General features: G+C 76.5%; 2 protein-coding genes. Both read right to left on the bottom strand.

Features of this window, described 5'->3' with window-relative positions; genetic code table 11:
- The coding region (locus IO33_RS0140410; protein ID WP_209439006.1) for a type I polyketide synthase at positions 1-4,039 on the bottom strand (4,039 nt) is incomplete at its 3' end.
- 1 nt (position 4,040) lies between these two features.
- Entirely contained in the window at positions 4,041-11,066 is a 7,026-nt protein-coding gene (locus IO33_RS0140405; RefSeq protein ID WP_031174095.1) for a type I polyketide synthase, read from the bottom strand.
- Between the last annotated feature and the right edge of the window lie 357 nt (positions 11,067-11,423).

Raw genomic sequence — 11,423 nt, 5'->3', positions numbered from 1 at the left:
GGCCAGGGGCGGGGGCGGGGGCGGGGCGCCCGGGGGTCGGGGCGGAGACGGGGAGAGGGTGCCCGGGGGCCGGGGCTGGGGCGGGGCGGCCTGGGGCAGGAGCGGTGACGGCGACAGGGTGGCCAGGGGCCGGAGTGACAGCGGCGCTGTCCGGACGGCCGGGGGCTGAGGGGACAGGGACGCCGTCCGGACGGCCGGGGGCGGCGGTGACGGTGTCGCCGTCGGGGGTGCCGGGGGCCGGGGTGACAGGGACGACGTCCGGACGGCCGGGGGCCGGGGGGATGGTGCCGCCATGCAGGGCGCCGGGGGCCGGGGCGATGATGTCGCCGTCCGGGGCGCCGGGGGCCGGGGTGCCGGTGCCGCCATGCGGGGCAACGAGGGCTGAGGGAATGGCACCGCCGCCTGGGCCGCCCGCAAGCGAGGAGACGGGGACGCCATCCGGAGCGACGGGAGCCGGAGCGATGGCGCCGCCGTCCAGGGCGGCGCCCGGGGCTGAGGGGACAGGGGTGCCGGCCGGGGCGTCGGAGGCCGGGGTGACGGTGATCTGTAGGTCGGTGGGGGGTGTGGCGGTGAGCCAGCGGTCGAAGCGGGCCTCGTGCACGGCGATCGCCCGCAGGCCGGGGGCCGCCGTCTCCGCGGCGTCCATCATGTGCTGGACGATCGTGGTGGCGGGGACCACCGGCCAACGGTCCTCCACGTCCGGCCAGCCGGGGCGCTGCGGGAAGAAGCAGTGGTCCAGGAGGTACGGCATGGTGCGGGGGGAGACGTGGACGGTGATGGTGGGCCCGGTGGGCCCGGTGGGAGCGGGTGCGGCGGCGCTGGGGGTCCTGCGGTGGGCGGCGCTGATCAGCTGCGCCGCCGTGTCCGCGGTGTCCCGCAGCAGCGCGGCCAGCTCGGCGGCGGCAGGGAAGCGTGCGACGAGCCCGTCGAGTTCGCCGAGGCCCGGTTCGCTCGGGGGGCTCGGGGGCGGAGGTGGTGCGACGTTCGGTGCCGGGCGCCCCGGAGGCGCGAGCGGCACGGCGGGCGGCGTCGAGCGGTGCGCGGGGGCTGGTCTCAGGCGGCCCGGTTGCGCGGCCGGTGTTTCCGCGTGGTCCGCCGGCACGCGGTGCGGGGGAACCGGGCCGGGGCCGTGTGACGCCGGGGCGGCCAAAGGCCCCGCGTGTGCGGTGGCTGTTCGCACAGGACCCGGAGGAGTCGGGTGCACGGCATGGGGCCCCGCGTGCAGTTCCGTGCGGAGTTCGTCGAGCAGGGGCCCGTCCAGCAGTTCCGTGCGGAGTTCGTCGAGCAGGGGCCCGTCCAGCGAGACCAGGGCGGCGCCGAGGTCGAGCCGGACGGGGCGGCGACGGTGGGCCGGCGCGACGGGCGGCCCCGTGGGGGGCGCCGGCAACGCGGGCGTCACGGGTGCCCCGGCGGCCCACAACGCCGTTGCCACCCGGCGCAGTTGGGACATACCGCTGCGCTCGGGCGTGTTGGCGGCGACGGCCAGGTGGTCGCGGTCTCCGAGGGTGTCGCTGATCAGGGAGGTGAGCCGGCCGGGGCCGGCCTGCACGAAGACGCGGTGCCCGGCGGCGTAGAGCGCCTCGGTCAGCTCACGGAAGCGGACGGGTTCCAGCAGGTGCCGTACGAACAGCTCGCGCACCGCCCGCTCGTCCCGGGGGAAGGGTGCGGCGGTCGTCCCGGACCACACCGGCACGGTCGGCGGCTGGAGCCGGAAGCGGTCGGCGGCCGCCGAGATGGGCGCGAGGTAGGGCTCCAGCATCGGCGTGTGAAAGCCGGAGCGGAAGGGCAGTACCTGGCAGATCACCCCCTGCGCGCGCAGGGACCGTACGAACTCCTCGACCGCCGTGCCGGGTCCGCAGACCATGGACTGGCGGGGCGCGTTGTCGTGGGAGAGCACGATCCCGGAGTCCGCCCAGGACTCGGCGAGCGCGCCGCGGACATGGGCGGCGGAGGTGCCGAGGGCGGCGAAGACGAGTCCGGGGACGGTGATCGCGTCGGGGTCGAACTCGGCCATGAACGCGTCCACTTGCCCGGGTGCGTACAGTCCGGCCGCCACCATGGCCGTCCACTCACCGACGCTGTGCCCGGCGACCGCGTCCGGTACGACACCCGTCCGGCGCAACGCCTGGTCCAGCAGGCGGCCCACGCCGACGACCCCGAAGCCGTGCCGTGCGACGTCACCGACCCGGACGTGTGTGCCGGTCGGCGGGGTGAGGCCGAAGTGGGCGGCGATGTCGTCGGTGCGGGGCGCGAAGTCGCCTTCCAGGCCGGGGAAGACGAACGCGAGCCGGCCGCCGGCCTGCCCGAGCAGCGGCCCCGGCCGGAACCACACATCGCTGCGCCCCTGCCAGGCGCGCCCCTTGGCGACCGCGCGGCGGGCCAGCGCGAGCCGTCTGGCGGTCGGCGCGACGATCCCGAGCCGGACCGGCCCGGCGTCGGGGTGCGGGCGGGCCGGGTCGAGACCGGCGCCGAGGACGGCCGGGTCGTCGGCGTGCAGCAGCGCGGCGAGGTCCGCCACACTGCCGGCGGCGAGCAGCAGGATCCGCTCGGGCTCGCCGACCCGCGCCGAAGCGGGGGCGGGCCGGGACCGCGTACGCGGCACGGAACGGCTGCCCGGTGCTTCCTCCAGCACCACGTGGGCGTTGATCCCGCCGAAGCCGAAGGCGTTCACGGCGGCGCGGCGGACCGGTTGCCGTGGGCCGGTCTCCCAGGGGCGGGCGCGGTCCAGGATGCGGAAGCGGGTGGCGGCGAGCGCGGGGTGGGGGGTGTCGCAGTGCAGGGTGGGCAGCAGGGTGCCGTGGTGGAGGGCGAGGACGGCCTTGACCAGTCCGGCGACCCCGGCGGCCGGCATGGTGTGGCCGATCATCGACTTCACCGAGCCGAGGACCGGGCGCGCGGCGTCGTCGGCGCCGTGGCCCGGGTCCGGCCCGAACACGTCGGCGAGCGTGGCGAGTTCGGCCGCGTCCCCGGCGGGGGTGGCGGTGCCGTGCGCCTCCAGCAGGCCGAGGGAGTCCGGTGCGGCGGGGTCGAGTCCGGCGGCCCGCCAGGCCTGCCGCACGGCCCTGGCCTGGCCGCCGGGATCGGGTGAGACGAGCCCCGCGGTGCGGCCGTCGCCGGCCACGCCCGTGCCGCGGATCACGGCGTACACGCGGTCGCCGTCGCGTTCCGCGTCGGCGAGCCGTTTCAGTACGACGACGCCCGTGCCCTCGCCGATGAGGATGCCGTCGGCGTCGCGGTGGAAGGGGCGGATCCGCTGGGTCGGGGACAGGGCGCGCAGCTGGGCGAAGACGCTCCAGAGGGTGATGTCGTGGCAGTGGTGCACTCCCCCGGCCAGCATCAGGTCGCAGCGGCCGGTGGCGAGTTCGGTGACCGCCTGGTCGACGGCGACCAGGGAGGAGGCGCAGGCCGCGTCCACGGTGTAGGCGGGGCCGCGCAGGTCGAGCCGGTTGGCGATGCGGGAGGCGGCGAGGTTGGGCACCAGGCCGATCGCGGACTCCGGGCTGTCGGGGCCGAGCCGTTCGGTGAACGCCGCGCGGATCCGGTCGAGTTGGGCGGCGGTGAGGTCGGGTAGCAGCTCGCCCAGGGTGCGCGTCAGCTGTCCGGCGGTACGCACCCGCTGGTCGAGGCGGGCCAGGCCCGGCGTGAGATAACCGCCGCGGCCCAGGGCCACCCCGATCCGGTCCCGGGGCGGGAGCCGGTCCTCGCCGCCCGCGTCGGTGAGCGCGGCGGCGGCCACGTCGAGGGCGATGAGCTGGTCGGGCTCGGTGCCCGGTACCGAGGCGGGCATGATGCCGTACCGGGTGACGTCGACCTCGGCGAGGCCGTCCACGAAGCCGCCGCGCCGGCAGTACACCTGGCCGGCGGCGCTCCCGGCGGGCGGGCCGGGCCGGTAGTAGGCGGCGTCCCAGCGGTCCGCGGGGACCTCCCGGATGGCGTCGGCACCGTCGCGCAGGTTCCGCCAGTAGGCGTCGAGGCCGGGGGCGCCGGGCAGCAGCACCGCCATCCCGGTGACGGCCACCGGCAGGTGACGTCCCGTCATGTCACCAGCCCGAGGCGGTGTAGACGACGGCGCGGGCCGACGGCTCGCCCCAGGCGAGTTCCCGCAGCAGGGCCGCGGTGCCCTCGTCCGGGTCGATCAGCCCGATGCCGCGCCGGGCGTACTCGCGGCCGAGTTCCGCGCCGACCATGCCGCCGTGTGTCCCGGACGGCGCCCAGGGTCCCCAGTGGACGGTCAGTACGCGGGCGCCCGTGCGGGCGGCCCGGTCGGCGCCGAGCGCTTCCAGGGCGTCGTTGGCGGCGGCGTAGTCGGCCTGGCCGCGGTTGCCGAGCACGGCGGCGACGCTGCCGAACAGCACGGTGAACGCGGGCTCGCCGGGCAGGTCGTCCAGGGCGGCGAACAGCGCGCCGGCCCCGGCCGTCTTCGTGCCGTACACCTGCTGGAACGACTCGGGGGTCTTGTCGGCGATCAGCCGGTCCTCGATCACCCCGGCGGCGAAGACGACTCCGTCGAGACGGCCGTGCTCGGCGTGGATCTCCTTGACCGCCTGCAGGACGGCGTCCCGGTCCCGGAAGTCGACCGAGCGGTAGCGGGCCGCGCTGCCGAGCGCGCCGAGTTCCCCGAGGGTCGTGGTGATCTCCCGCTGGGCGAGGAGCAGTCCGGCGGCCTGGTTGATCCCGGCGGGCCCGGGTGCGCCGGGTGCCGCGGCGAGCGCCGCCCGCAGCTCGGCGGGGGTGCGCGCGCCGGCGGTGCGCGGGTCCTCGGGCGCGGTGGGTGCGGGCGTACGGCCCAGCAGCTCGATGCGGCACCGGCAGGCGCCGGCCAGGGTGGCGGCGAACCTCGCGGTGATGCCCCGGGCGCCGCCGACGAGCAGCACCACCGCGTCCCGGTCGAGGCCGAGCGCGGCTGCCTCGGCGGCGCCGTCCGCGGCGGGTCCGGAGCCGGTGGTGGCGAGGGGGCCCAGGGGCGCGGGCACCAGCACGGGCGCCTGCCGGGCTCCGGCCGCCGTACGCAGCACGACGGGGGCCGGTTCGAGGGCGTGCAGCTCGGCGAGCACGGCGTCGGCGACGGCTGCGGGGGCGGTGTCCGCGACGCCGACGACGCGGGCGAGCAGGTCCGGGTACTCACGCGCGATGCTGCGGAACAGCCCGTCCAGGCCCGCGGCCCGCAGCGACGCCGTCCGGTCGGCGGCCCGGACCGCGAGCAGCCGGTTCGGGCCGCACCCGAGCGCCGCCCGGAGCACCGGGAAGGCGTCCGGCAGCACCGGGAGGTCGGGTCCGGGCAGCGCGCCGAGGTAGACGACCCCGTCGACGGGTCCGTCGGCGGCGGTGAGGAGGTGACCCCGGTCGAGGACCACGGCGTCGGCACCGTACGCGGCGAGCCGTGTCACGAGCTCGGCCGCGGCACCCTCACCGTCCCCCAGCAGGGCGTAGCGCCGGCCTGTCAGGCCGGGGTCGTCGGCGCTCTGAGGGGCCGGCTCCGCAAGCGGCACGGTTCGCAGCTCGCACCGCTGGGGAGGCCCCCCGAGGACCGGGGCGGGCACCGGCCCGGTGCTCTCCTGCCCACGCTCCCTTCCGTGGGCGGGGTACGGCGCCCCGGGCTGCCCGCTCCCGCGGTCCGGGGAGGAGCGCTCGGCCTGCCTTTCGGACGCCCCGCTCCCCTCGGTGCCGTACGGCGTCTGCGGCAGCCCGTTCCCGGTGCCGGTGTGCGCGCCCACCCGCGCCGTCAGCCAGCGCGTCACCGCCGCCGCGGTACGGGCCTTGGCCAGTTCCTCCAGTTCGGCGTCGTCCAGGACGCCGGCGCCGCCGGCGATGCCCAGGCGTCTGGCGAGTTCGCCGGCGATCTCGGCCCGCTTGATGGAGTCGATGCTGAGGTCCGCCTCCAGGTCGAGGTCGGGTTCGATCATGTCCACGGGGTAGCCGGTGCGTTCGCTGATGATCTCCAGCACGACCCGTGCCACGTCGTCCACCGGCGCCACCTCCACGGGCTCGGCATCCACCGGCTCCGCACCGCCCTGCTCGTACGACTGGTCCGGCACCTGCGGCAGTTCGGGTGCCGTCGGCCGCCCCGGCGGCACGGGTGCGACGGGCGCCGGTGCCGTGGCGCCGGGCGTGGCGCCGAAGTAGGTGAGCAGGACGTCGCGCTGGGCGGCGATCATCTCCCGGCTGGTGCGCAGGAATTCGGAGATGAGCGCGTCCCGGTCGGCCGGGGCGCCGTGCGGCTGGTCGGTGGTCACGGTCGTCTCCACGACTCGTCGGGCCGGTGCGAGGGCACCGGGCAGGAGTGCTCCGTCGGCGGTGCGGACGAGGTGCCCGTCGACCGTCCAGCCGGGCCGCGGCGGCGCCGGGGTGCGCAGGGCGTCGACGGCGTCGCGGCCCCGCAGCAGCCAGGCGGTGCGCACCGGCTGTCCGGTCACCGCGAGTCGGGCGAGGGCGTCGAGCCAGCCGCGCAGTCCGCTGTCGGCGCTCGGCTCGCAGGCGACCGTGCGGTGCGGGCGGTCGCCGAGGATCCGGGCGACCAGCCGGGTGAGGACCGTGCCGGGGCCCGCCTCGACGAAGACGCGCGCGCCGGCCTCGTACATCGCCTCGATCTGGGCGGCGAAGGCGACCGGGGCGCCGATCTGGGCGGCGAGTTCGGCGCGCACCCCGGCGGGGTGCGGCGGGTAGGGCGCGGCGGTGCGGTTGGCCCACACGGGGAACTCGGGCGCACGGACCCTCTTGTCCGCGAGGACCTTGGCGAATCGTTCCCCCGCCGCGGCCACGAGCGGGCTGTGGAAGGCGCAGGCCACGGGGACGCGCCGCGCCCCGAGCCCGGCCGCGCACAGGAGTCGTACGGCCGTCTCGACGTCCGCCGTCGGCCCCGAAATCACCGTCTGTTCCGGAGAGTTGAGGTTGGCGACGACGACCGAGGCGGGTGCTCCGGCCGTGTGCAGGGCGCGTACGACGGTCTCGGCGGCGGCGCCGACGGCGGCCATGGTGCCCGGGTCGTCGCTGGCCGCGGCCAGGATCGCGCCGGCCCGCTCGGCGCTCAGCTCCAGCAGGGTCTCGGGGTCGAGTGCGCCGGCCGCGGCGAGGGCGGCCAGTTCGCCGTAGCTGTGCCCGGCGGCCTGGTCGGGGTGGATCCCGGCCGAGGTGAGGAAGGCGTGGGCGGCCAGGCCCGTGATGCCGAGGGCGGGTTGTGCGGTCCTGGTGTCGGTGAGGGCGGCCCGGTGCCGTTCGCGGGCGGTGGCGTCGAAGGCGGCCGGCGGGTGGACGGTGTCGGCGTAGGCGCGGCCGAGGTCCAGGTAGTGCCGCAGTCCGGGGAGGTGGACGAGGAGGTCGGCGAGCATTCCGGGGCGCTGGCTGCCCTGGCCGGGGAAGAGGAAGGCGATCTCGCCCTCGACGGGGTCGGCGACGTGGATCCCGGCGGCCGGATCGTGCTCACCGGCCAGGAGCCGTCGCAGCTGCCCGGTGAGTTCCCCGGGGTCGCGGGCCACGATCGCGGCCCGTACCGGTGCGTCGGAGGTGTCGGCGCGGTGGGCCGCGGCGAGGGCGAGGTCGCGCAGGCGCCAGGGGCGGCCGTCGGCCTCTGCGGCCCGGAGGATGTCCGCGGCGTGCCGGTGGGCGGCCTCCGTGTCCCTGCCCCGGAAGAGGAACAGTTCGGCCGGCCAGGCGTCGAGGGCCTGTCGGGGCGGTGCGGCGTCGGCGTGCGCGGCCAGGACCGCATGGAAGTTGGTGCCGCCGAAGCCGAACGCGCTGACCCCGGCGAGGCGTTCGGCGGCCGGTGCCGTCCAGGGGCGGGCGCGGGTGTGGAAGACGAACGGGCTGCCGTCCTCCGCCCAGGCCGGGTTGGGCCGCTTGAGGTGGAGGGTGGGCGGGGTGACCCCGGTGTGCAGGGCGAGGGCGGCCTTGATCAGGCCGGCGAGTCCGGCGGCGCACTTGGTGTGCCCGATCTGCGACTTGACCGAGCCGAGCGCGCAGCCGCCGCTCCGCGCTCCCGACTCGGTGAACACCTCGGCGAGTACGGTGAGTTCGGTACGGTCGCCGACGACGGTCCCGGTGCCGTGCGCCTCGACGAGGCCGACGTCGGCGGGTGAGACACCGGCGTTGCGGTAGGCCCGCTCCAGCGCGGCCCGCTGGCCCTCGGGGCGGGGTGCGGTCAGGCCGAGGGAGCGGCCGTCGCTGGCGGAGCCGAGGCCCTTGACCACGCCGTAGATCCGGTCGCCGTCCCGTTCGGCGTCCGCGAGCCGTTTGAGGACCACACAGGCCACGCCCTCGCCGAGCGCGATGCCGTCGGCGGAGGCGTCGAAGGCGCGGGAGCGTCCGGTCGGCGAGAGCGCGTGGACGGAGGAGAACAGGGCGAAGTCGTTGATGCCGTTGTGCAGGTCGGCGCCGCCGCACAGGACGAGGTCGCTGGTGCCGGAGACGAGTTCCTTGCAGGCCACGTCGAGGGCGGCCAGGGAGGACGCGCAGGCGGCGTCGACGGTGAAGTTGGCGCCGCCGAGGTCCAGCCGGTTGGCGATCCGGCCGGAGATGACGTTGGCGAGCATGCCGGGGAAGGAGTCCTCGGTCAGCCGGGGCAGCTGCTCCTCGATGCCGTCGGGGACCTTGCCGTAGTACGAGGGGAGGACGGCGCGCAGGGTGACGGCGTTGGACAGGTCGCTGCCGGCCTCGGCGCCGAACACCACGGAGGTCCGCGCGCGGTCGAACGCCCCTGCCTGTTCGCCGTATCCGGCGTCCTCCAGCGCCCGGCGGGCGGCCTCCAGGGACAGCAGCTGGACGGGTTCGATGCTGCCGAGGGACGCGGGCGGGATGCCGTAGCGCAGGGGGTCGAAGGGGATGCGGGGCAGGAAGCCGCCCCAGGTGGACGCCGTGCTGCCGGCGGTGTGGTGCACGGCCGGGTCCCAGCGCTCGGGCGGGACCTCGGTGACGGCGTCGCGTCCGGTGACGATGTTGGCCCAGAAGGCGGCGAGGTCGGGGGCCTGCGGGAACATGCAGGCCATACCGATGATCGCGATGTCGAGCGGTGCGGGCGGCCCCGGTTCGGCGGCGGTACGGGGGTGCGGCACGCCGGCGTGGGCGGCGCGCGTGCTGAGGAAGCCGGCCGCTCCGTCGGTCACCGAACGGTGCAGGGCCGCCACGGTGGTGGTCGCCGAGCGCAGGACGGCGACCTCGCCCGCCATGAACATCCCGTCGGTGAGCTGCCGTTCCTCCCCGACTTCCCGCAGCGATCCGTCTCCCGCGCGCTCGGCTCCCTTGCTGGCGACGCGCAGTCGGCCCACGTTGAGGCGTTCGAGGGTCTCCCAGATCTCGCGGTCGGGCATGCCGCGCGCCCGCAACTCGCCCTCGCGTCGCCGGTAGTGGTGGGTGAAGGGGCTGGGTACGCAGCGGGTCGCGTGGCCCGGCGCGGTCTCCAGCAGGGCGGTCGCGGTGGCGGTGAGGACCTGCCGCTGGAAGAGGGGCCGGATGGCGCCGCGGGTGACGGCCTCCTCGGTGAACAGGTAGGCGGTGCCCATGAGGACGCCCACCGCCACGCCCTGCTCGGTGAGCGGGGCGGCGAGGGCGGCGACCATCGCCGCCGACCGCTCGTCGTGGACACCGCCCGCGAAGAAGACCTCCAGCCGGGGTGCGGTCGCCGGGTCGGCCTCGGTCAGGAAGTCCTGCAGGACGGCGAGTTGGGCCTCCCACAGCGGGAAGGAGGCGCGGGGTCCGACGTGCCCGCCGCACTCGGAGCCCTCGAACACGAACCGGCGGGCACCGGCGGCCAGGAACTGCCGTAACAGCCCCGGCGAGGGCACGTGCAGGAAGGTACGTATCCCGGCCCGCTCCAGCGCCTCGGCCTGCGCGGGCCGTCCGCCCGCGATGATCGCGTGCGTGGGCAGCAGTTCCCGTACGGCGTCCAGCTGGGCACTTCTGATGTCCTCGGGGGCGAAGCCGAGGACGCCGACGCCCCAGGGGCGCCCGTCGAGCACGGCCCGCGCCTCGGTCAGCATCGCCCGGGCGCGGTCCCCGTCGGCGAGGGCGAGCGCCAGGAAGGGCAGCGCCCCGTCCTCGGCGACGGCAGCCGCGAAACCCGCCTGATCACTGACCCGGGTCATCGGCCCCTGGGCGACCGGCAACCGTGTCCCGAGCGCCCGGCTCATGGCGGATCCGGGGCGCAGCGCCCGCGCGGGACTCGCCCCGTCCACGTCCGCTCCCGGCCCCGGGGCGGACCCGGTGCCCGCCGGCGCCCCCGCCACCAGCACCTCGCGGATCGCGGCCGACACCCCGCCCACCACCCCCCGCACGTCCCCCCACCGTTCGGCGAACCGGGCGGCGAGGAAGCCGTCCTGGCCGACGGGCAGGAGTTGGTGGCGCAGGTCATGGGCGCCCAGCAGGGCCGCGACCGCCTCGGGAGCGTCGGTGGGCGGCTCCGGGGCATCCGGTCCGCGGCGGCGCAGTACCCGGTGCCCGCCCAGCAGCACCGTCTCCGAGCCGTCCAGGGAGCGCAGCACCTGCCGGACCGTCTCACCGAGGCCCGATTCGGCGAGCAGGGCCAGCTGGCTGTCGAGGACGACCCCGGCGGCACCGCCGGCCACGGCGGCGGCCGCCGTACGCGGCCCGATGCCGCCGCAGGCCCAGATGGGGAGACGGCCCGACTCCTCGTCGGACAGCAGCTGCTGCAGCAGCACGAAGGTGCTCAGCTCGCCGACCCGGCCACCGCTCTCGCCGCCCCGGGCGATGAGCCCCTGGGCACCGGCACGTACGGCGGCCTGCGCCTCGCCGATGTCCGTGACCTCCGCCAACACCCGGCAGGAGGGCGGGAGTTCGGCAGGACTCCAGGGGGCGTCGGGGGTGAGGACCACGGTGTCGGGGGCGTGGCCGGCCTCGGCCGGGGTCAGGGCGCAGCGGCCGGTCACCCGCAGGCCGAAGGGTCCCGGGGCGGCTCGTCTCAGCCGCGACAGCTCCTCCCGGGATCTTCGGTCGCCGGTGCCCAGGTCGAGGATGCCGAGCGCGCCGGCGGCGCAGGCGGCTGCGGCCAGAGCGGCGTCGGGCGCCGCGAAGGGGGTGAGGCACAGGACGAGTTCGTGGGCGCGCACAGGCGAGGTCATGTTGCTCCGGCACGGTCGGCGAGACAGCACGGTGGGGGTGTGTGCGGCGGAACGCTCTGGTGCGAGGGCACCGGAACCTAGCCCCGGCTTACTCACGGGTCAATAACGACGCGTCCTTTTCGCGCGCGGTGACATCGTTTCGGCCAGCGGGACGAATTCCGCGCAAGGGCCGGGAAACGCGGTCATTCCCCTCACGGGTGCGGGCGCGTGACCATCCGGGTCCGCGCGCCACACCCTCACAACCCCGGCAAAGCGGCTTCCTGTCGCGCCGTGCGCCCCTCCGTGCGGGGCACGCCGGGACATTCACGCGTCGTCTGTAAATCCCGTGTGCCTCAGGCGCCGTGGCCCGAACGGGGC

It is taken from the genome of Streptomyces durhamensis, from assembly GCF_000725475.1.
Taxonomy (GTDB): Bacteria; Actinomycetota; Actinomycetes; order Streptomycetales; family Streptomycetaceae; genus Streptomyces; species Streptomyces filipinensis.
Note: the sequence above shows the minus strand (reverse complement) of the source record. Positions and strands in the feature narration are given on the sequence as shown.